Origin of the sequence: Escherichia sp. MOD1-EC5495, from assembly GCF_002965965.1 — a bacterium.
GTDB classification, from domain to species: domain Bacteria; phylum Pseudomonadota; class Gammaproteobacteria; order Enterobacterales; family Enterobacteriaceae; genus Escherichia; species Escherichia ruysiae.
In genome coordinates, this window is sequence record NZ_PTRI01000003.1 from 1 (window position 1) to 17,084 (window position 17,084).

General features: G+C 45.6%; 30 protein-coding genes and 1 pseudogene. 14 read left to right on the top strand and 17 right to left on the bottom strand.

Annotation, left to right across the window (positions count from 1 at the left end):
- Positions 1 to 177: 177 nt before the first annotated feature.
- The 16 genes and pseudogenes from BEG40_RS03105 to BEG40_RS03175 form a co-directional block, all read right to left on the bottom strand.
- Positions 178 to 318: a YlcG family protein gene (locus tag BEG40_RS03105; protein ID WP_000971070.1), complete on the bottom strand. Its 141-nt coding sequence runs from the start codon at positions 316 to 318 to the stop codon at positions 178 to 180.
- Complete coding sequence (gene rusA / locus BEG40_RS03110) at positions 315 to 677, bottom strand: crossover junction endodeoxyribonuclease RusA (RefSeq protein WP_016248611.1); 363 nt, start codon at positions 675 to 677, stop codon at positions 315 to 317. Before rusA ends, BEG40_RS03105 begins: the two co-directional genes overlap by 4 nt.
- Positions 674 to 964, bottom strand: a complete 291-nt coding sequence (locus tag BEG40_RS03115) for a DUF1364 domain-containing protein (protein WP_105284875.1) — start codon at positions 962 to 964, stop codon at positions 674 to 676. Before BEG40_RS03115 ends, rusA begins: the two co-directional genes overlap by 4 nt.
- Positions 957 to 1,127, bottom strand: a complete 171-nt coding sequence (locus tag BEG40_RS03120) for a NinE family protein (protein ID WP_000224907.1) — start codon at positions 1,125 to 1,127, stop codon at positions 957 to 959. Before BEG40_RS03120 ends, BEG40_RS03115 begins: the two co-directional genes overlap by 8 nt.
- Positions 1,127 to 1,582, bottom strand: coding sequence for a DNA base-flipping protein YbcN (ybcN, locus tag BEG40_RS03125; protein ID WP_016243517.1), 456 nt, complete (start codon positions 1,580 to 1,582; stop codon positions 1,127 to 1,129). The genes BEG40_RS03120 and ybcN overlap by 1 nt, the downstream gene beginning before the upstream one ends.
- Positions 1,579 to 1,680, bottom strand: coding sequence for a hypothetical protein (locus BEG40_RS03130; protein WP_072097297.1), 102 nt, complete (start codon positions 1,678 to 1,680; stop codon positions 1,579 to 1,581). Before BEG40_RS03130 ends, ybcN begins: the two co-directional genes overlap by 4 nt.
- Positions 1,681 to 1,774: 94 nt before the next feature.
- Complete coding sequence (locus tag BEG40_RS03135) at positions 1,775 to 2,557, bottom strand: hypothetical protein (RefSeq protein WP_001348590.1); 783 nt, start codon at positions 2,555 to 2,557, stop codon at positions 1,775 to 1,777.
- Positions 2,558 to 2,731: 174 nt separating this feature from the next.
- On the bottom strand, positions 2,732 to 3,055 hold the full coding sequence (locus BEG40_RS03140; RefSeq protein WP_000338660.1) for a P22AR C-terminal domain-containing protein: 324 nt from the start codon (positions 3,053 to 3,055) through the stop codon (positions 2,732 to 2,734).
- Between the two features lie 111 nt (positions 3,056 to 3,166).
- Positions 3,167 to 4,693: a recombinase family protein gene (locus tag BEG40_RS03145; protein WP_105284876.1), complete on the bottom strand. Its 1,527-nt coding sequence runs from the start codon at positions 4,691 to 4,693 to the stop codon at positions 3,167 to 3,169.
- Between the two features lie 57 nt (positions 4,694 to 4,750).
- On the bottom strand, positions 4,751 to 4,873 hold the full coding sequence (locus BEG40_RS21675; protein WP_032240663.1) for a hypothetical protein: 123 nt from the start codon (positions 4,871 to 4,873) through the stop codon (positions 4,751 to 4,753).
- A gap of 64 nt (positions 4,874 to 4,937) precedes the next feature.
- Positions 4,938 to 5,270 carry a multidrug efflux SMR transporter EmrE gene (gene emrE / locus BEG40_RS03150; RefSeq protein WP_001070446.1) on the bottom strand — a complete coding sequence of 111 codons (333 nt, stop codon included), beginning with the start codon at positions 5,268 to 5,270 and terminating at the stop codon, positions 4,938 to 4,940.
- 67 nt (positions 5,271 to 5,337) lie between these two features.
- Positions 5,338 to 5,640 (bottom strand): annotated as a pseudogene (locus BEG40_RS03155) (protein ren).
- Positions 5,637 to 6,338: a replication protein P gene (locus BEG40_RS03160; protein WP_016248608.1), complete on the bottom strand. Its 702-nt coding sequence runs from the start codon at positions 6,336 to 6,338 to the stop codon at positions 5,637 to 5,639. Before BEG40_RS03160 ends, BEG40_RS03155 begins: the two are co-directional and overlap by 4 nt.
- The gene (locus BEG40_RS03165; RefSeq protein WP_077871966.1) at positions 6,335 to 7,354 is read right to left on the bottom strand and encodes a replication protein; all 1,020 of its coding nucleotides are present in this window, start codon (positions 7,352 to 7,354) and stop codon (positions 6,335 to 6,337) included. Before BEG40_RS03165 ends, BEG40_RS03160 begins: the two co-directional genes overlap by 4 nt.
- On the bottom strand, positions 7,351 to 7,890 hold the full coding sequence (locus BEG40_RS03170; protein WP_001182866.1) for a toxin YdaT domain-containing protein: 540 nt from the start codon (positions 7,888 to 7,890) through the stop codon (positions 7,351 to 7,353). The genes BEG40_RS03165 and BEG40_RS03170 overlap by 4 nt, the downstream gene beginning before the upstream one ends.
- 30 nt (positions 7,891 to 7,920) lie before the next feature.
- Positions 7,921 to 8,148 (bottom strand): helix-turn-helix domain-containing protein, encoded by a 228-nt coding sequence (locus tag BEG40_RS03175; protein ID WP_000184665.1) that lies wholly within the window; start codon positions 8,146 to 8,148, stop codon positions 7,921 to 7,923.
- A gap of 110 nt (positions 8,149 to 8,258) precedes the next feature.
- On the opposite strand from BEG40_RS03175, the gene BEG40_RS03180 reads away from it, so the two are divergent.
- The 14 genes from BEG40_RS03180 (at position 8,259) to BEG40_RS03250 (ending at position 15,713) form a co-directional block, all read left to right on the top strand.
- Positions 8,259 to 8,951, top strand: coding sequence for an XRE family transcriptional regulator (locus BEG40_RS03180; RefSeq protein ID WP_001295669.1), 693 nt, complete (start codon positions 8,259 to 8,261; stop codon positions 8,949 to 8,951).
- 81 nt (positions 8,952 to 9,032) lie between these two features.
- The gene (locus BEG40_RS03185) at positions 9,033 to 9,506 is read left to right on the top strand and encodes a DUF6932 family protein (RefSeq protein ID WP_000414677.1); all 474 of its coding nucleotides are present in this window, start codon (positions 9,033 to 9,035) and stop codon (positions 9,504 to 9,506) included.
- Positions 9,503 to 10,435 (top strand): hypothetical protein, encoded by a 933-nt coding sequence (locus BEG40_RS03190; protein ID WP_001288169.1) that lies wholly within the window; start codon positions 9,503 to 9,505, stop codon positions 10,433 to 10,435. The genes BEG40_RS03185 and BEG40_RS03190 overlap by 4 nt, the downstream gene beginning before the upstream one ends.
- A gap of 484 nt (positions 10,436 to 10,919) precedes the next feature.
- Positions 10,920 to 11,126 (top strand): phage encoded cell division inhibitor protein, encoded by a 207-nt coding sequence (locus tag BEG40_RS03195; protein ID WP_000233576.1) that lies wholly within the window; start codon positions 10,920 to 10,922, stop codon positions 11,124 to 11,126.
- 75 nt (positions 11,127 to 11,201) lie between these two features.
- Positions 11,202 to 11,498: a host-nuclease inhibitor Gam family protein gene (locus BEG40_RS03205; protein WP_000995441.1), complete on the top strand. Its 297-nt coding sequence runs from the start codon at positions 11,202 to 11,204 to the stop codon at positions 11,496 to 11,498.
- Between the two features lie 5 nt (positions 11,499 to 11,503).
- Positions 11,504 to 12,289 (top strand): phage recombination protein Bet, encoded by a 786-nt coding sequence (gene bet, locus BEG40_RS03210; RefSeq protein WP_000100847.1) that lies wholly within the window; start codon positions 11,504 to 11,506, stop codon positions 12,287 to 12,289.
- Positions 12,286 to 12,966, top strand: coding sequence for a lambda exonuclease family protein (locus BEG40_RS03215; RefSeq protein WP_000186848.1), 681 nt, complete (start codon positions 12,286 to 12,288; stop codon positions 12,964 to 12,966). The genes bet and BEG40_RS03215 overlap by 4 nt, the downstream gene beginning before the upstream one ends.
- Positions 12,963 to 13,145 carry a DUF1317 domain-containing protein gene (locus BEG40_RS03220; protein ID WP_105270523.1) on the top strand — a complete coding sequence of 61 codons (183 nt, stop codon included), beginning with the start codon at positions 12,963 to 12,965 and terminating at the stop codon, positions 13,143 to 13,145. The genes BEG40_RS03215 and BEG40_RS03220 overlap by 4 nt, the downstream gene beginning before the upstream one ends.
- Entirely contained in the window at positions 13,118 to 13,309 is a 192-nt protein-coding gene (locus BEG40_RS03225) for a DUF1382 family protein (protein WP_000548537.1), read from the top strand. Before BEG40_RS03220 ends, BEG40_RS03225 begins: the two co-directional genes overlap by 28 nt.
- Positions 13,310 to 13,385: 76 nt before the next feature.
- On the top strand, positions 13,386 to 13,601 hold the full coding sequence (locus BEG40_RS03230; RefSeq protein WP_198600201.1) for a cell division protein ZapA: 216 nt from the start codon (positions 13,386 to 13,388) through the stop codon (positions 13,599 to 13,601).
- A 98-nt stretch (positions 13,602 to 13,699) separates the two neighbouring features.
- A complete protein-coding gene (locus BEG40_RS03235) occupies positions 13,700 to 13,918 on the top strand; it encodes a TraR/DksA family transcriptional regulator (RefSeq protein WP_000763385.1) in 219 nt (72 codons plus the stop codon).
- Positions 13,919 to 13,965: 47 nt separating this feature from the next.
- Entirely contained in the window at positions 13,966 to 14,205 is a 240-nt protein-coding gene (locus tag BEG40_RS03240) for a DUF4222 domain-containing protein (RefSeq protein ID WP_000488406.1), read from the top strand.
- Positions 14,206 to 14,344: 139 nt separating this feature from the next.
- Positions 14,345 to 14,581, top strand: a complete 237-nt coding sequence (locus BEG40_RS03245) for an excisionase (protein WP_000088652.1) — start codon at positions 14,345 to 14,347, stop codon at positions 14,579 to 14,581.
- Complete coding sequence (locus BEG40_RS03250) at positions 14,571 to 15,713, top strand: phage integrase Arm DNA-binding domain-containing protein (RefSeq protein WP_105284877.1); 1,143 nt, start codon at positions 14,571 to 14,573, stop codon at positions 15,711 to 15,713. The genes BEG40_RS03245 and BEG40_RS03250 overlap by 11 nt, the downstream gene beginning before the upstream one ends.
- A gap of 101 nt (positions 15,714 to 15,814) precedes the next feature.
- Here the strand turns inward: BEG40_RS03250 and icd are convergent, their stop codons facing one another.
- Positions 15,815 to 17,065 (bottom strand): NADP-dependent isocitrate dehydrogenase, encoded by a 1,251-nt coding sequence (gene icd / locus BEG40_RS03255; protein ID WP_000444487.1) that lies wholly within the window; start codon positions 17,063 to 17,065, stop codon positions 15,815 to 15,817.
- Positions 17,066 to 17,084: the final 19 nt, after the last annotated feature.

Here is a 17,084-nt window from a genome sequence, read left to right on the forward strand (position 1 = left end):
AGGCCAGTAATGGGTTAAGTGATAACAGGTGTCTGGAAATATAGGGGCAAATCCACTCCCCAACGCTCAAGAACCATCTGAATATCACGCATCAACTTACTCCACAAAAATCAGACCAGAACGCCAATTACAAGCAAAAATCAACAAAACAGTATTAGTTGATTGTTATCTCTGACTTCATACTCCTGCTCCTGTCAGGGTTTTGGCGTAATTCTTCAGTATTCGGTAATCGGTCAAAACAGAACCGGGGAAACGATATAAGCGCAGACGCCCCCAGCGGTGGCGAAGAAGTTCTGCCATATAAAACTCAAACATCATTCATTCCCCATTTCGGTGATGGTCAGTTCCAGCCTCCCACCTTTGGTAACAGGCATCTTCACAATGCGGTAATCAACGACCTGAGCATCATCCAGCCAGAAACCTGCTTTGGTGAGTGCGTCAAAAGCGGCTTTTTGCAGATTATCCAGGTCACGGCGACGGCGATCCGGCATGTGGCACTCAATACGGATTTTCACTGGCATAGCCAGGCCGATATCCAGCATGGAGCCTTTGATGATTCGGGCGACGTTATCGCGGTATGCCTGCCCCTCTGCGCTGATGTGCGTGCGCCCGCGATTATGGCGGTAATAGCGATTATTGCTCGGAGGCCAGGGTAATGTGATGCTGTAAGTATTCACGCCTTAATTACCCCCTCTTTCAGCCAGATAATCTGTGTTCTCGCCATACCTTCCAGCGCACATTCTTTTGCATATCCAGCGTCAACAAAATGCGTGCGACGGTCGATTTCGTCGTGGCAGGCAGAACATGCAATGGTGGCAATCAGGTCTGGCGGTTTGATACCGGTACCGCACAATCCAGCCAGCCGGATATGTGCCAGTACTGACGTTTCAGGATTGCCATTACATACGCCAGGGATTCTTACCTGGCATTCCCGACCACGCGCTGCTTTTCTCAAATCAGCCATGATTCCTCCTTGCTGCCAGTCGCAACCATTTTTTATCAACCAGGCTGGCGGTATATCCGAGCAGTGTTGGTATTTCGGATGGTTTCAGCTCAGGCTTACGCTTACGACGATTTGGTACTTTGTAGATGTGTCCGTTCATGACACGAATAAGCGGTGTAGCCATTACGCCTCCTGCTTATCACGCAGCAGCTGGAACTCGCAGCTCTGCGGAATAGTCAGGTGGCAGCCAATATTCATCGCCCAGGCTTCAACCTTACACAGGAAGACATACATCTCTCCGGTATCAAGATCGGAGGTATGGCGTAACGACTGGATAGTGGTGATATCACCGGTTACGACATCAACCAGGTCTTTGGTTTCATAACCGAGATATGTGTGTTTGAGAGCATCTTTTACCCAAGCTGGAGTGGCGAACGTTTTACCCTTGCTGATGAGGTATTCACTGATTTCGCTGTACCACATGTGGCTGAGTGCATTCTGGGAAAGACTGCGTCTCTCGCGCCACGGTTTAAGCACCATGCGAAAGCATTTGCCGTCCTCCAGATAAGGCTGGATCTGCCGACCGATAGCGGTGAAGTTACCGCGATGCAATTTGATACCATCTTGTGGGAGGTTCACGCTTCACCTCCGCAGAGATCAAACGCTGGATGCAAAATATCGCAGGTGCATTTCTGCATCTGTGAATGGAGAAGAGAGGTTGGATTGTATGTGCGCATAAACGTCCCCGTTTAGCGCAGAAGTCACCGGAGGAGTTCAAACTCCGGTGACTTAATTATGGCAAGTTGATTGTTGAAAATCAATTTAGTGGATTTAGGCGCAATACAAAGGATCATTAGCAGCTCTAATACCGCCCTGAATCGCAAGCCCTGTATGGCAATTTGACATTGAGCATGATTGCCATCTGTGCAAGGGACCTCCATTAATCGAAACTTCCAGCAGATCTTTATCTCCTTTCATCCTGACCCCTTCATACAACATATCAAGACGCTCAACAATCAATCCTGTTGGAGGTTCCATTTTTAGAACGAGGGCAAACTCTCCTGGCCCACGTCGTATTGTTATACGCGGGCCGGTACACTCCACATCCCAATTGTCTGATTTAGCTTTCCATTCATTTTCATCTATCAGTAAAGTCTCCTTACCAATAGAATTACAGAAAATTCCTGATAAAAGCATCGGTCCATGTGGTATGGGTGAAGGTTTCACAGAAAGAATGGGTTGTTCGTTGACTACAATCAAATTTTGACAGTTATGAAACGTCACTCCTGCAAATTTTACTGTTATAGGCTCATTATGAAAATCAAACATTTCATTTGCAAAACCAGCCTGTAAGCACTTGGGATTTCTGTCAGCTATTTCCACTGTCTGTGCTGAAAGTCTACCACGAGCTCTTTTTTGATTGCATTGGGAGCAAAGAAGTGTCATTCCATTCGGATCATGTACTTTGGCATCAACGAAGTCAGGTTTAAAATGCTCATAATCATAAAATCCAAATCCACAAATTACACAGCCAAAGCCGCACCTTTGCCTTATCTGACGTTTTATTGTCTCAGGTATTCTTCTTGAGAGCCCGTGTTTATTAATATTGTCCATATGGTTAGTACGCTATAAGTTTGTTTCTATAATTTTACCACAATAGATAAGTTTGTATCAGAAATCGCTATATGGAGTGAGCGGAATATTTATATTATTCATGCAATTGCTCTCCCGTACGCAGCCCGCACTTCCGTCATCGCAGAATGACGGAAGCCTTACTAACTAGCGCCTTTATTGAAACAGATTCTGAGGTAAATGCGGCAATACTCGACTCCACTTATCATCCTGCCACGGCTGAAGTTTTACATGTGCCGTTTCTCGGACGAGGATTGCTCGCGCTCTGTTGAGTATCTGGGGATATTCTTGCTCGATGGAAGTGAAGTGACCAGCTTCACCATGCTCCGCATCCTGAAGAAGATGAGTAACGTTCTGGTAGGCAATTAACATCACATTCCCTGCTCGCCATAACCAGGCGAGTGTGCAAAGTTCGTTATCAGTGAATTGTTTTGTGATTGGGGATTGTTGAACTGCTAGAACGAGAACGCCAGCATCCATTGGCAGTCCCTATAGTAAAACCATAGCTCAGGACGCTTCGTTCAGGATAGATAATTTTATTGTACTTACCTAACTTTCTTACTATAGCACGGTTGAAAAAGTGATTATTACTCAAAAATAAACCTCACCATCAACCATATATTTGAGAGTACTTATCGCCTGCTGGGCGGATATTGTTTTCATTAAAGGATAGTGTTTAAAAACAATGCCATTCATAAAATAGATATCACAGGTTTTATTATCTGTATTGATTATGATTTTTTCGAATGTTTTATAGGCAAGTGTACGACATAGCTCTCGCCCATTTTTACTGGTTAAGTCAATAGCATGAAAATCACCAAGTGAGCTCACCGCTTTACTCTTCAAAGTTTTTAATGATACAGAAGCCCTTCGTAATTCCTTATCTAATACTCTGATTTTTTCTGCTATAGCGGTAACTTCAGGCGCAACAGATAATGCAGCAATTAAATTATTAATTTTCATATGGAGCTCAATAATTTTCAACTCTAAAGTTTCATTAGCATCTTTCTTGTTTTCAACTGGTTGGATTTTACTACAATTAAAAAGCAACTCATTAATGATATTATAATCAACCAAATCTCTCTTTATTGATGGCCTGCCACATCGATGCAGTCTTCTCATCGGACAAACATAATAGCCATGCAAACTTCCAGATACCGCATGAACAATCATGGTATTACCACAAGCCTCGCACTTCATAACTGTTCGAAGTAGATTTATCAACATAGGATTTTTGCTACTATTGCTAATACCAAAAGGTGCCAACCGAATTTCCTGCACAGCGTAAAACAAATCATCTGATATGACTCTGGGATAATAGCCAGCGATTTCACTTATTCCTTTACCTCTTGCACGATATGAAGGTACGCATATACCTATCAGAGCTTTATTCGCTAATAATTTTTCAATTACAGAAGGCCCCCATGCACTTTCTTTTCCTGAGAAATTTTTTACAGCATGATCATTTAAATACTTGGCTATTGCATTCAATGATCGCCTTTCCATCCTGAGTTTAAAAATTAGCTCAATCGTTTTCACCCTGTCGGGGTCTGGAATAAAAGCTGTTCTTTTGTCATCCAATGAGAGCCATCTCGGACAAGACGCCGTCATAATCGTGCCTGACTCCAGTGCATCCTGCCGTTTTTTCTTCCATGATAATTTAACCCGACTTGACTTTATCTCGCTTTCTTCATTTGCCCTTTGTGCTATAAGTATGGCTTTTATTAATGAATATGGATCATTCAAAGAGTCAATATTATAGACTGTATTATCGCAAAGAGTTATAACATCAATACCGTGATTCAAAATCAATTTCAGACGCTCAATCGCTTCACCGACTTTTTCTCTTGAAAGTCTGTCCAGACTTTCAACTAGCAATGTAGTTCCTGGCAATATATAACCATGCTCTATAGCATCTAAAAATTCCGAAAAAGCTCCTGATTGTGCATGCTTTCCTTTGAATGCACTTAATCCTAAATCTTCATATGTTATGGTATCAAGATAATAATCACTATTTACCTTTAACCATTCAGCAATAAGTCTTCTCTGTCGGTTTAATGAGTCGCCAGACATCTGACTTGGTGATGAAAATCGCATATATGCTATGGCTTTTTTCATGGTGACACCTGCTAACGTATGCTTTTATAAACCTTAGTGGTGAGATATAATTTTTGTTTAATTTTTATTTAAAAAGACAATTACGATCACATTCTTTTGAATATACAACAATAATCGTATTGCAATTTGCTTACGCAATAATCTTGAAGGCACAAAAGAATACACAAAAACTAAAAACATTAACAAAAGCGGCCCATGTAAAGATATGAACCGCCATATTTCAGTCTTTTAAAAGAAATTATTTTTAATGTGGTGTGCTTCGTGACAATAAATTAATAACCAACACACCGGCACAAATCAACATCATGCCTATAACGGCTGGCAGGTCCAGCCGTTGGCCGAAAAACCCCCATGATAGTAAGCTAATCAGGACAATACCGACTCCTGACCAGATAGCATAAGCAATCCCTGTAGGAATATAAGCCAGCGTCTGAGCTAATAACCAGAATGATGCACAATAACAAATAATTGTACCAACAGATGGCCATAACCGTGTAAAACCTTCTGAAAACTTCATTAAGGTTGTACCAATGACCTCTGCAAGTATTGCACCACCAAGATAAATATAAGGGTTCATAACATATTCTTTCCTGTTCAAACTGGAGAGAATTGTACTACAGTTTGAACTCAACTCACCTGTTTCATCATTGTGTACCCATTGATGTTCTTTTATATACCCTCAATACCCGTTTCATCGCGGCACTCTGGCGACACTCCTTAAAAATCAGATTCGTGCTCACCTTTCCTTCCCGTTCTTCTCTGGTAGCGAACCGGTAATACACCGTTCACCAGACCTTACCTTCGATAACCAGAAGACCTGCCCGTGCCATTTTAGCCGCGGCCTGATTTATGCTGGTTACTGTTGCGCCTGTTAGCGCGGCAACGTCCGGCGCACAGAAGCTATTATGCGTCCCCAGGTAATGAATAATTGCCTCTTTGCCCGTCATACACTTGCTCCTTTCAGTCCGAACTTAGCTTTGATTTCTGCGATCTTCGCCAGAGCCTGTGCACGATTTAGAGGTCTACCGCCCATGACAGGAAGTTGTTTTACTGGTTCAGGTATAGCCTCACCACGGTTAATTCTCGCAGTCATATGGGCAAGTTCATCGGCAGCCTTGCGCCGTAATTCCGAGTCAGTCAACGCATTAGCCCGCATGTTCTGATACAGGTTGGTAACCAGCCAGTAGTGCGCGTTTGATTTCCACGGATAAGACTCTGCATCCGGATACAGCCCGCGCTTCCGGCAATACTCGTAAACCATATCAACCAGCTCGCTGGCGTTTGGCAGCCCGGCGGTAACGGATGCTTCTTCCCGGCACCAGGCGACAAACTGCCCGGGTGATGGCAGGAATGGTCGATTCTGCCGACGGGCTACGCGCATTCCAGCGTTAACCTGTTCCATTGTGGTGATCCCGTTTTCCCGGAAAGCCAGAACCCACTGGCGGCGAATTTCGTTCAGTTCGTTCTGGTCACGGTTAGCCAGGCTCGCAGGGAAAGTTGCCAGCAACTGGCTGAATACACCGTTGATGATCTGCGCTACCTGCTGTACCTGCGGCTTTTCGTCGTACTGTTCCGGCATGTTGTTGGCGATCCGACGCATCTGCTCACGGTCAAAGTTAATCATCTGTGCGGCGATGTTTTTCATAGATCCACCCCGTAAATCCAGTCTGTGTTTGTCAGGTCGAGTTTTGGTTTTCCGGCTGTCACGCCAGCCTGTTGTTTGTTACGGTTGATTTCGAGTTGGGTCCACTTGTCGCGAAGTTTGGCCGGGCTCAGCACGTTACCAGACCAAAAGTTGTCCTGGCATGCCCAGCGGAACAGCACGCACATGTCGCGGTGGTTACGTCCGTCACGTTCACGCATCAGGCGGATATCGTTAGCCCACCCTGCAAAATTCGGTTTTCTGGCTGATGGCGCGATGGTCTTCACCATGTCAAACATCCACTCTGCGGCGGTCAGGTCTTCTGCTGTCCCCCACCTGCTGCCGCTCTGAATTGCAGCATCTGGCTTCTCCACAGGAAGATCGTTTTCTGGTTGGTCAGAGGATTCGCCAGAATTCTCGGACGAAAAAGGTTTTATATTGTCTTTTGTTAGTTTGTCTTTTGTGTTTACCTGATTCGGGTAAACGCCTTTACCTGATTTGGGTAAACTTTTCTTACCTGATTCAGGTAAATTTACCTCTTTCAGGTAAACTTTATTTTTCTTACCTGATTCGGGTAATGTTGACCATTCACTGACCACATTATTAATGCCGATATTCCGCCCGCTCTGAATAAGAATCCCACGCTTTACCAGAACGCTTTTTGCAGCAGAACACTTGTGCGGCAATATCCCGGTCAATTCGGAAAGTTGCTCGTTGCTCACCCAATCCAGTTTTTTATTAAAGCCATATGTTTTGCGCATGACAGCCAGGAAGACCAGAAGCTGGTGCTGTGTTAATCCGGCCAGCATCACAGCTTCCAGCAACTCATTTGCAATGCGCGTATAACCATCATCGAGATCTGCCACGCGCGGCTCCTTTTGTGCCACATCCGGCACTGGAAAATTGAATATCTCAGCAGTGTTTGCCATAATTCCTCCCGCAATGAGTGTGTTACGATTTGCACCTGAAAGTCGGTTCTGTTCGCGCAGACCGGCTTTCGCCATTTCTGAACCTGTCATATTGCCCCCAGCATGGTGGTGACCATCGCCATCAGTGGACCAGCCAAATCCGGGTCCACACGAAACATCGACACAATGCCTTCACTCATCTCCTTCAGTTTCTGGTGGCGTGGTGCGTTGAGAATGACAGCCTGTTTTGCCTCACTGAGTTCCTTTTCCATTTCAGCCAGCCGAGCCATGAAGCTATCCTGCTCAACCAGGTGGCCGCGATATTTCAGCGGTAGTACTGCCAGAATTGCTGGAGTCAGTTCACGCACGTTATTTCGGTATTTTTCAGAATCGAATTTGTTATCGAGAAAGCGGAACAGCTTCTGGCGTGCACGACTGACATCATCAGGAAAATCGATAGTGCCGCCGCCCTGTGCTCGATACTCATTCACAATGAGTGCGGCAACGACATCCTGATTATCTACAGCCGACCAGGCGCGGATGGCATCACGGATTTTTTCGTGGCCTGGCACCTGTTTTATTTGAGAACGATTTATCACCGCAGTCGGGATAAATCCGCTAGTCTGTTGGTATGTAAGTGGTTGCATAGTCATTGCCTTATCAGTTAACGCCGCAGTTTAGGCGGCAGAATTACTCGCGTTAAACAATGGTGCGAGGTCGGGACGAATATCTGCTGGTTTAATCTTTCCACCAGTGGCTGAGACAATTTTCATTACATAGCGGGCATCAATTCCGCCACCGTGTAGCCAACGCCAAACAGTGGGTTGGGCTACACCGCATAGATCTGCCAGTCGTTTTTGACTACCTGTAATACTGATTGCGAGTTGAATGGTTTGATTTGTCATTATCAATTCCTACTGGTATTGCAATGAATGAATAATAGCAATGCGTATTAATCCAAGCAATAGCAAAACGTGTTTTGACCATCAATACGCAAGCGTATAAATTAAAACTTATGAAAAAAGAAACTCTTGCTGATCGCTTAAACCTAGCGATGGAACAATCTGGAATGTCTCAAGGCGCTCTTGCAAAGGCGTCTGGCGTAGCTCAACCCACAATCTGGAGACTGACAAGCGGCAACGCGCGCGGCTCAACAAAAATTGTTGAAATAGCTAATGCATTGGGTGTTCGAACAGAATGGCTCTCATCAGGCATAGGCCCGATGAGAAATGACGGTCAACAATCAGGGAAGCCTGCTGTCAGCCATTCCAAATACTTCAAAATTGACGTTCTTGATATAGAAGTCAGTGCCGGGCCGGGTGTAATCAACCGTGAGTTTGTAGAAGTTCTACGCTCGGTTGAGTACTCGTTTGACGATGCTCGTCACATGTTCGATGGCAGGAAGGCGGAAAATATCCGCATCATTAACGTGCGTGGTGACAGCATGTCAGGAACGATCGAACCAGGTGATCTGCTGTTCGTTGATATCACGGTTAAATCTTTCGACGGTGATGGTATCTATGCGTTTCTGTACGACGACACAGCCCATGTAAAGCGCCTGCAAATGATGAAAGATAAGCTACTGGTTATCTCTGATAACAAGAGCTACTCACCGTGGGACCCGATCGAGAAAGACGAGATGAACCGGGTGTTCATCTTCGGTAAGGTTATTGGGAGCATGCCGCAGACGTACAGGAAGCATGGTTAATAATTAGCCTGTAGCTTTTTAAGGCACACTCTTTTCAAGAATATTAAATAGAACGCTATATGGCATAAACAAGGACTTAGGATGGAAAAGCCTAGCTTCCCACCTCTTCTTACAGCAGGATTTCATGATATGGATAGTGATGGCATCAAGTCTCTTTGTGTCGACACCTTCCCAAAATCCGTTAGAAGAAGTATGCTATACTGTAATTTTATACAGCTTATTGAGCAATTTAAACTTGTTAATCAGCAGTGTCTATGTTTCTCTGAAGTGTGGATCGATGGTTCATTCACTACAGAGAAACCTGAACCTGATGACATAGATATACTCGTGGTCGTCGATTATTTGGCCCTAAACTCTTTGCCAAACACGCTGATGCCATTGGTTAGCTCATTGTTAAATAGAGATTTTATTAAAGAAAACTACAGCATTGACGTTCTTTTGCTGCCTGAAAATCATCCAGAAATCGATTATAGTGAAAGGCGAAGTTACTGGAGAGGGTGGTTTGGTTTTGATCGGAAGGAGAATCCTAAAGGCCTCGTGAGGGTAATGTTATGAGCGAAGAAAAAACATTCAACTCCCTCAAGGAGCGAATTGCGTTCATTCAACGCGATGTGGATCTGCTTGCTCAAAATAAGGGGAGATCATTTGCTGATGACATTATATTTAGATCACTTGACTCCCATCTGAGCGATCTCCGAGAGAGACAACGTGCAATCGATAACCAACATCCTTTACGTGATTTCATGGAGTTGAGATTAAAAGGTGTTTTGGTCGATTTCGGGTCTATTCCGTTAGATATTCTATCTGTAATTTCAGGTAATCTCGCATCCCTTGTACAGAAAGCAGTTTACCGACTTGGATCTGGGAAAGATTCTAGTCGTGTGCCGATTGATGTTAAAAAATCATTAGACATGAGATTGGCAGACTTGCGTCCAGGTTCGACGAAGTTAGGTGTTACTTTTTCTACTGGTTCTTGCGAGCTCATCGAAACAGTATCCAGTCATGCTGTTAAGGAGATTTTTGCACTACTCTCATCCATTGATGAAGAAACATTCACGGCTAAAATTGCCGAAATTGGTTCGCAATCAACAGCTAACCTAAAAAACATCATAAATGAGTGCGAAAAATATAGTCTTAACTTTGATCTTACTTGGATTGGACCTTTAAGTGATGGTACCAGACAAGTGTCAATTTCTTCAGAAGATATAAAAAAACTGAATGCTCGCTTAGCTTTAACGAAGGTCATTCAGCTACCGGATGAGCATATATCAGGCGAACTTGCTATTTTATCCATGTACGGGAAATTGGAGATTGCAAGCGAGCTTGGAAAAATAAAGGCTTCTTATCCGATTGATATGTTAGGAGAAATTCAAAGTAAATATAAAGTTGGTGAACGAATATCGCTCGTAGTAAGCGTTTCTGAGATTCACAATGAAAGATTAGGAACATCACGACGTAACTACATGGTTAAAAAAATCGAATAGTGATGCTACCCGGCCACCGTGCCGGGTTTTCTTTTGCCTCCCCCTCATCACACAAACCGTTCGAAAAACCACCATAACCCCCGCTTCAGTTATCGCTATGCGATGCAAGTCACAAAATTAATTCTTTTTGCTATCAAACATTTAATATCAAAACACATCAGCCAATAGCGATAAGTATTGATATCACCAATAGCAATAGCTATTATCACCATATCGCAACAACACAACGATACGGCAACCACCTGATTCACCGTTGCGATGACCGCTTAGATCCGCAGCTTGAATTTCAGCAGGCTCCGGGGAGTGCGAGGGGTGAAGCGGACGCGTGAACGTCGGTGTGACCAGCTGAAATCAACTCAACACTTCATACCTCAGTCGCTTCAACGAGGCGACTTAGTTATGACAACCGGCGGCCATCCACCGCCTGAATACGCGCAGAAGTCTCAATATGTTCAGCAGCCCAGCTTACGGGCAGGAGTTTTTTATGGTTCATCAACATTACGGAACGCAGACCGTTAATCGAGGTGCGGTCATGCCAGGAATGCTGGTCAAACACAAAGATGGTACCTGGACTGCATCAGCTAATTTACGCGGACGGCTTTATCTGCATCGCGGCATCGAGCGCACTTATACCCGTGATTTGCTCGTAGAAGTTTTTCTCGACGGACGCGGTAACGGCCTGAATCACTAATCCCCTTTCCTGTTTTCCTAATCAGCCAGGCATTTCGCGGGCGATATTTTCACAGCCATTTTCAGGAGTTCAGCCATGAACGCTTATTACATTCAGGATCGTCTTGAGGCTCAGAGCTGGGCGCGTCACTACCAGCAGATCGCCCGTGAAGAGAAAGAGGCAGAACTGGCAGACGACATGGAAAAAGGCCTGCCCCAGCACCTGTTTGAATCGCTATGCATCGATCATTTGCAACGCCACGGGGCCAGCAAAAAAGCCATTACCCGTGCGTTTGATGACGATGTTGAGTTTCAGGAACGCATGGCAGAACACATCCGGTACATGGTTGAAACTATTGCCCGCCACCAGGTTGATATTGATTCAGAGGTATAAAACGGATGAGTACAGCACTCGCAACGCTGGCAGGGAAGCTGGCTGAACGTGTCGGCATGGATTCTGTCGACCCACAGGAACTGATCACCACTCTTCGCCAGACGGCATTTAAAGGTGATGCCAGCGATGCGCAGTTCATCGCATTGTTGATCGTCGCCAACCAGTACGGCCTTAATCCGTGGACGAAAGAAATTTACGCCTTCCCTGATAAGCAGAACGGCATCGTTCCGGTGGTGGGCGTTGATGGCTGGTCCCGCATCATCAATGAAAACCAGCAGTTTGATGGTATGGACTTTGAGCAGGACAATGAATCCTGCACATGCCGGATTTACCGCAAGGACCGCAATCATCCGATCTGCGTTACCGAGTGGATGGATGAATGCCGCCGCGAACCATTCAAAACCCGCGAAGGCAGAGAAATCACGGGGCCGTGGCAGTCGCATCCCAAACGGATGTTACGTCATAAAGCCATGATTCAGTGTGCCCGTCTGGCCTTCGGATTTGCTGGTATCTATGACAAGGATGAAGCCGAGCGCATTGTCGAAAATACCGCATACACTGCAGAACGTCAGCCGGAACGCGACATCACTCCGGTTAACGATGAAACCATGCAGGAGATTAACACTCTGCTGATTGCCCTGGATAAAACATGGGATGACGACTTATTGCCGCTCTGTTCCCAGATATTTCGCCGCGACATTCGCGCATCGTCAGAACTGACACAGGCCGAAGCAGTGAAAGCTCTTGGATTCCTGAAACAGAAAGCCACTGAGCAGAAGGTGGCAGCATGACACCGGACATTATCCTGCAGCGTACCGGGATCGACGTGAGAGCTGTCGAACAGGGGGATGATGCATGGCACAAATTACGGCTCGGCGTCATCACCGCTTCAGAAGTTCACAACGTGATAGCAAAGCCCCGCTCAGGAAAGAAGTGGCCTGACATGAAAATGTCCTACTTCCACACCCTGCTGGCTGAGGTTTGCACCGGTGTGGCTCCGGAAGTTAATGCTAAGGCGCTGGCCTGGGGAAAACAGTACGAGAACGACGCCAGAACCCTGTTTGAATTCACTTCCGGCGTGAATGTTACTGAATCCCCGATCATCTATCGCGACGAAAGTATGCGCACCGCCTGCTCTCCCGATGGTTTATGCAGTGACGGCAATGGCCTTGAGCTGAAATGCCCGTTTACCTCCCGGGATTTCATGAAGTTCCGGCTCGGTGGTTTCGAGGCCATAAAGTCGGCTTACATGGCCCAGGTGCAGTACAGCATGTGGGTGACACGAAAAGATGCCTGGTACTTTGCAAACTATGACCCGCGTATGAAGCGTGAAGGACTGCATTATGTCGTGGTTGAGCGGGATGAAAAGTACATGGCGAGTTTTGACGAGATGGTGCCGGAGTTCATCGAAAAAATGGACGAGGCACTGGCTGAAATTGGTTTTGTATTTGGGGAGCAATGGCGATGACGCATCCTCACGATAATATCCGGGTAGGCGCGATCACTTTCGTCTACTCCATTACAAAGCGAGGCTGGGTATTTCCCGGCCTTTCTGTTATCAGAAATCCACTGAAAGCACAGCGGCTGGCTGAGGCGATAAATAATAAACGAGGGGCTGTATGCACAAAGCATCTCCCGTTGAGTTAAGAACGAGTATCGAGATGGCACATAGCCTCGCTCAAATTGGAGTCAGGTTTGTGCCAATACCAGTAGAAACAGACGAAGAATTTCATACGTTAGCCACATCCCTTTCACAAAAGCTGGAAATGATGGTGGCGAAAGCAGAAGCAGATGAGAGAGACCAGGTATGACAACCACTGAATGCATTTTTCTGGCAGCGGGCTTCATATTCTGTGTGCTTATGCTTGCCGACATGGGACTTGTTCAATGACACCTCAGCAAGAAAACGCCCTTCGCAGTATTGCCCGTCAGGCTAATTCTGAAATCAAAAAAGCCAGACAGCAGTTTCCGGATAAAAACGTCGATGACATTTGCTGTAGCGTACTGAAGAAGCACCGCGAAACGGTAACGCTGATGGGATTCACACCGACTCATTTAAGCCTGGCGATCGGCATGTTAAACGGCGTCTTTAAGGAACGGTGAACATGAAAAGCAAAATCATCAGGGAGCTACAGGCTCCTTTTTTATTGTTCGCATTCACCCTCAAGCGTATTAACCAACAATTCAGGGATTAATGAAAGATGGCAGACATCATTGATTCAGCATCAGAAATCGAAGAATTACAGCGCAATACAGCAATAAAAATGCGTCGTCTGAACTATCAGACTGTATCCGCAACTCATTGTTGTGAATGTGGCGATCCGATAGATGAGCGAAGACGCCTGGCTGTTCAGGGTTGTCGGACTTGTGCAAGTTGCCAGGAGGAGATCGAACTTAAGAACAAACAATGGGGACTGTGATGGCCTCAAAGCAGCAAATTTCAACATCGTCCAACTGAGGTGTAAAAATGTTCAGAATCATTTTTCCTAACACCTGGTACGTCGACCACCACGGCACTCCCTGCAAAATCCTGCGTTCTACCCATAACAAAGTTCACTACATCCGAAAAGGCAGAACATGTATCGCCAGCATGTTCCGCTTTAATCATGACTTTGAACCTGTGAATAAAGCTGATGCAGATCGGATAGCAGAAGAGATCGAAACGGCAGAACACATTAAGAAGTTACGTGCCATACGCAGGAAATAGAAAAATTGATAAATTCAATACTGCATTTCTCAGCATTAAATTTATCTCTATGACCAGTCAAGAGATGTACCTGCCATGAGCTTAATATCATGTCAGATATATCGGTCACAAACTCCCTCAGCAGCTAAGAGGAGGACAAATGTCTCGACTAATCACTTTACAGGACTGGGCTAAAGAAGAATTTGGGGACTTAGCACCAAGTGAGCGAGTTCTGAAAAAATACGCGCAAGGGAAAATGATGGCCCCACCCGCTATAAAAGTTGGTCGCTACTGGATGATTGACCGAAATTCCCGTTTTGTAGGAACGCTTGCAGAACCGCAACTCCTAATAAACGCAAACCCAAAACTCCAACGGATAATCGCTGATGGCTGCTAGACCCCGATCTCACAAAATCTCTATACCCAATTTATATTGCAAATTAGATAAGCGAACCGGAAAGGTATATTGGCAATACAAACATCCACTATCCGGTCGTTTTCATAGCTTAGGAACTGATGAGAATGAAGCAAAACAAGTTGCTACTGAAGCAAATACCATTATTGCTGAACAACGTACCAGACAAATATTAAGCGTCAATGAGCGTCTGGAAAGAATGAAAGGCAGGCGCTCAGACATTACGGTGACAGAATGGCTTGATAAATATATTTCTATCCAGGAGGACAGGCTGCAACATAATGAACTAAGACCCAACTCCTATCGGCAAAAAGGCAAACCCATTCGTCTTTTCCGTGAGCATTGTGGAATGCAACACCTCAAGGATATTACCGCACTTGATATTGCCGAAATAATTGATGCTGTAAAGGCTGAAGGTCATAACAGGATGGCGCAAGTCGTGAGAATGGTGTTGATCGACGTCTTCAAAGAAGCACAACACGCAGGACATGTTCCGCCAGGATTTAACCCAGCGCAGGCAACAAAACAACCGCGAAATCGAGTAAACCGCCAAAGATTGTCACTGCCCGAATGGCAGGCAATATTTGAAAGCGTAAGCAGACGGCAGCCCTATTTAAAATGCGGCATGCTACTTGCTCTTGTTACTGGACAACGTTTAGGCTATATCTGCAATTTGAAATTCTCTGATATATGGGACGACATGTTGCACATTACTCAGGAAAAAACCGGTTCAAAACTTGCTATTCCGCTTAACCTGAAATGCGATGCTCTGAATATTACCCTTCGTGAAGTTATATCTCAGTGCAGGGATGCTGTTGTTAGTAAATATCTGGTCCATTACCGTCACACTACCTCTCAAGCAAACAGAGGAGACCAGGTTTCTGCAAATACTCTGACAACGGCTTTTAAAAAGGCCCGGGAAAAATGTGGCATAAAATGGGAGCAAGGAACTGCGCCCACATTTCATGAGCAGCGATCTCTGTCAGAACGGTTATATCGGGAACAGGGTCTGGATACGCAAAAGTTGTTAGGTCATAAATCTAGAAAAATGACCGACCGATACAATGATGATCGTGGTAAAGACTGGGTTATCGTAGATATTAAAACAGCATAGAAAATAGCCAGTTTTGGGGAAGGGTTTTGGGGAAGATTTTACATCTTCATAAAACAACGGGCGTATAACACGCCCGTTTCAATATTTAACACATGTAGAGATTACATGTTCTTGATGATCGCGTCACCAAACTCTGAACATTTCAACAGTTTAGCGCCTTCCATCAGACGTTCGAAGTCATAGGTTACGGTCTTGGCGTTGATTGCGCCTTCCATACCTTTAACAATCAGGTCTGCGGCTTCAGTCCAACCCATATGGCGCAGCATCATCTCAGCGGAGAGGATGATAGAGCCTGGGTTAACTTTGTCCTGACCGGCGTATTTCGGCGCAGTACCGTGGGTGGCTTCAAACAGTGCGCATTCGTCACCGATGTTTGCGCCAGGTGCGATACCAATACCACCAACCTGTGCTGCCAGAGCATCAGAAATGTAATCACCGTTCAGGTTCATACAGGCGATAACGTCGTATTCAGCCGGACGCAGCAGGATCTGTTGCAGGAATGCATCAGCAATCACGTCTTTAATGACGATCTCTTTGCCGGTGTTCGGGTTTTTAACTTTCAGCCACGGGCCGCCGTCGATCAGTTCACCGCCAAACTCTTCACGCGCCAGCTGGTAGCCCCAGTCTTTAAACGCACCTTCGGTGAACTTCATGATGTTGCCTTTGTGCACCAGGGTCACAGAGTCACGGTCGTTAGCAATTGCGTATTCGATCGCTGCACGAACCAGACGTTTGGTGCCTTCTTCCGAACATGGCTTAATACCGATACCGCAATGTTCCGGGAAGCGAATTTTCTTCACGCCCATCTCTTCACGCAGGAATTTGATCACTTTCTCGGCGTCGGCAGAGTCAGCTTTCCATTCGATACCCGCATAAATGTCTTCCGAGTTTTCACGGAAGATAACCATATCGGTCAGTTCAGGGTGTTTAACCGGGCTTGGGGTGCCCTGATAGTAACGTACCGGACGCAGGCAGATGTAGAGATCCAGTTCCTGGCGCAGGGCAACGTTCAGAGAACGAATACCGCCACCAACCGGAGTGGTCAGCGGGCCTTTAATGGCAACGCGATATTCACGAATCAGATCAAGGGTTTCAGCAGGCAGCCAGACATCCTGACCATAAACCTGTGTGGATTTTTCACCGGTGTAAATTTCCATCCAGGAGATTTTACGCTCGCCTTTATAGGCTTTCTCGACTGCAGCGTCGACCACTTTCAGCATGGCTGGGGTTACATCTACACCGATTCCATCACCTTCAATGTAAGGGATAATCGGATTTTCAGGAACGTTGAGTTTGCCGTTTTGCAGGGTGATCTTCTTGCCTTGTGCCGGAACAACTACTTTACTTTCCATTCACCTCTCCTTCGAGCGC

Coding starts and splice junctions, on each gene's coding strand:
- BEG40_RS03105 (WP_000971070.1), bottom strand. CDS start 318: ATGATGTTTGAGTTTTATATGGCAGAACTTCTTCGCCACCGCTGGGGG.
- BEG40_RS03115 (WP_105284875.1), bottom strand. CDS start 964: ATGGCTGATTTGAGAAAAGCAGCGCGTGGTCGGGAATGCCAGGTAAGA.
- BEG40_RS03120 (WP_000224907.1), bottom strand. CDS start 1,127: ATGGCTACACCGCTTATTCGTGTCATGAACGGACACATCTACAAAGTA.
- BEG40_RS03130 (WP_072097297.1), bottom strand. CDS start 1,680: ATGCGCACATACAATCCAACCTCTCTTCTCCATTCACAGATGCAGAAA.
- BEG40_RS03135 (WP_001348590.1), bottom strand. CDS start 2,557: ATGGACAATATTAATAAACACGGGCTCTCAAGAAGAATACCTGAGACA.
- BEG40_RS03140 (WP_000338660.1), bottom strand. CDS start 3,055: ATGGATGCTGGCGTTCTCGTTCTAGCAGTTCAACAATCCCCAATCACA.
- BEG40_RS03145 (WP_105284876.1), bottom strand. CDS start 4,693: ATGAAAAAAGCCATAGCATATATGCGATTTTCATCACCAAGTCAGATG.
- BEG40_RS21675 (WP_032240663.1), bottom strand. CDS start 4,873: ATGTTTTTAGTTTTTGTGTATTCTTTTGTGCCTTCAAGATTATTGCGT.
- emrE (WP_001070446.1), bottom strand. CDS start 5,270: ATGAACCCTTATATTTATCTTGGTGGTGCAATACTTGCAGAGGTCATT.
- BEG40_RS03160 (WP_016248608.1), bottom strand. CDS start 6,338: ATGAAAAACATCGCCGCACAGATGATTAACTTTGACCGTGAGCAGATG.
- BEG40_RS03165 (WP_077871966.1), bottom strand. CDS start 7,354: ATGACAGGTTCAGAAATGGCGAAAGCCGGTCTGCGCGAACAGAACCGA.
- BEG40_RS03170 (WP_001182866.1), bottom strand. CDS start 7,890: ATGCAACCACTTACATACCAACAGACTAGCGGATTTATCCCGACTGCG.
- BEG40_RS03175 (WP_000184665.1), bottom strand. CDS start 8,148: ATGACAAATCAAACCATTCAACTCGCAATCAGTATTACAGGTAGTCAA.
- BEG40_RS03180 (WP_001295669.1), top strand. CDS start 8,259: ATGAAAAAAGAAACTCTTGCTGATCGCTTAAACCTAGCGATGGAACAA.
- BEG40_RS03185 (WP_000414677.1), top strand. CDS start 9,033: ATGGAAAAGCCTAGCTTCCCACCTCTTCTTACAGCAGGATTTCATGAT.
- BEG40_RS03190 (WP_001288169.1), top strand. CDS start 9,503: ATGAGCGAAGAAAAAACATTCAACTCCCTCAAGGAGCGAATTGCGTTC.
- BEG40_RS03195 (WP_000233576.1), top strand. CDS start 10,920: ATGGTTCATCAACATTACGGAACGCAGACCGTTAATCGAGGTGCGGTC.
- BEG40_RS03205 (WP_000995441.1), top strand. CDS start 11,202: ATGAACGCTTATTACATTCAGGATCGTCTTGAGGCTCAGAGCTGGGCG.
- bet (WP_000100847.1), top strand. CDS start 11,504: ATGAGTACAGCACTCGCAACGCTGGCAGGGAAGCTGGCTGAACGTGTC.
- BEG40_RS03215 (WP_000186848.1), top strand. CDS start 12,286: ATGACACCGGACATTATCCTGCAGCGTACCGGGATCGACGTGAGAGCT.
- BEG40_RS03220 (WP_105270523.1), top strand. CDS start 12,963: ATGACGCATCCTCACGATAATATCCGGGTAGGCGCGATCACTTTCGTC.
- BEG40_RS03225 (WP_000548537.1), top strand. CDS start 13,118: ATGCACAAAGCATCTCCCGTTGAGTTAAGAACGAGTATCGAGATGGCA.
- BEG40_RS03230 (WP_198600201.1), top strand. CDS start 13,386: ATGACACCTCAGCAAGAAAACGCCCTTCGCAGTATTGCCCGTCAGGCT.
- BEG40_RS03235 (WP_000763385.1), top strand. CDS start 13,700: ATGGCAGACATCATTGATTCAGCATCAGAAATCGAAGAATTACAGCGC.
- BEG40_RS03240 (WP_000488406.1), top strand. CDS start 13,966: ATGTTCAGAATCATTTTTCCTAACACCTGGTACGTCGACCACCACGGC.
- BEG40_RS03245 (WP_000088652.1), top strand. CDS start 14,345: ATGTCTCGACTAATCACTTTACAGGACTGGGCTAAAGAAGAATTTGGG.
- BEG40_RS03250 (WP_105284877.1), top strand. CDS start 14,571: ATGGCTGCTAGACCCCGATCTCACAAAATCTCTATACCCAATTTATAT.
- icd (WP_000444487.1), bottom strand. CDS start 17,065: ATGGAAAGTAAAGTAGTTGTTCCGGCACAAGGCAAGAAGATCACCCTG.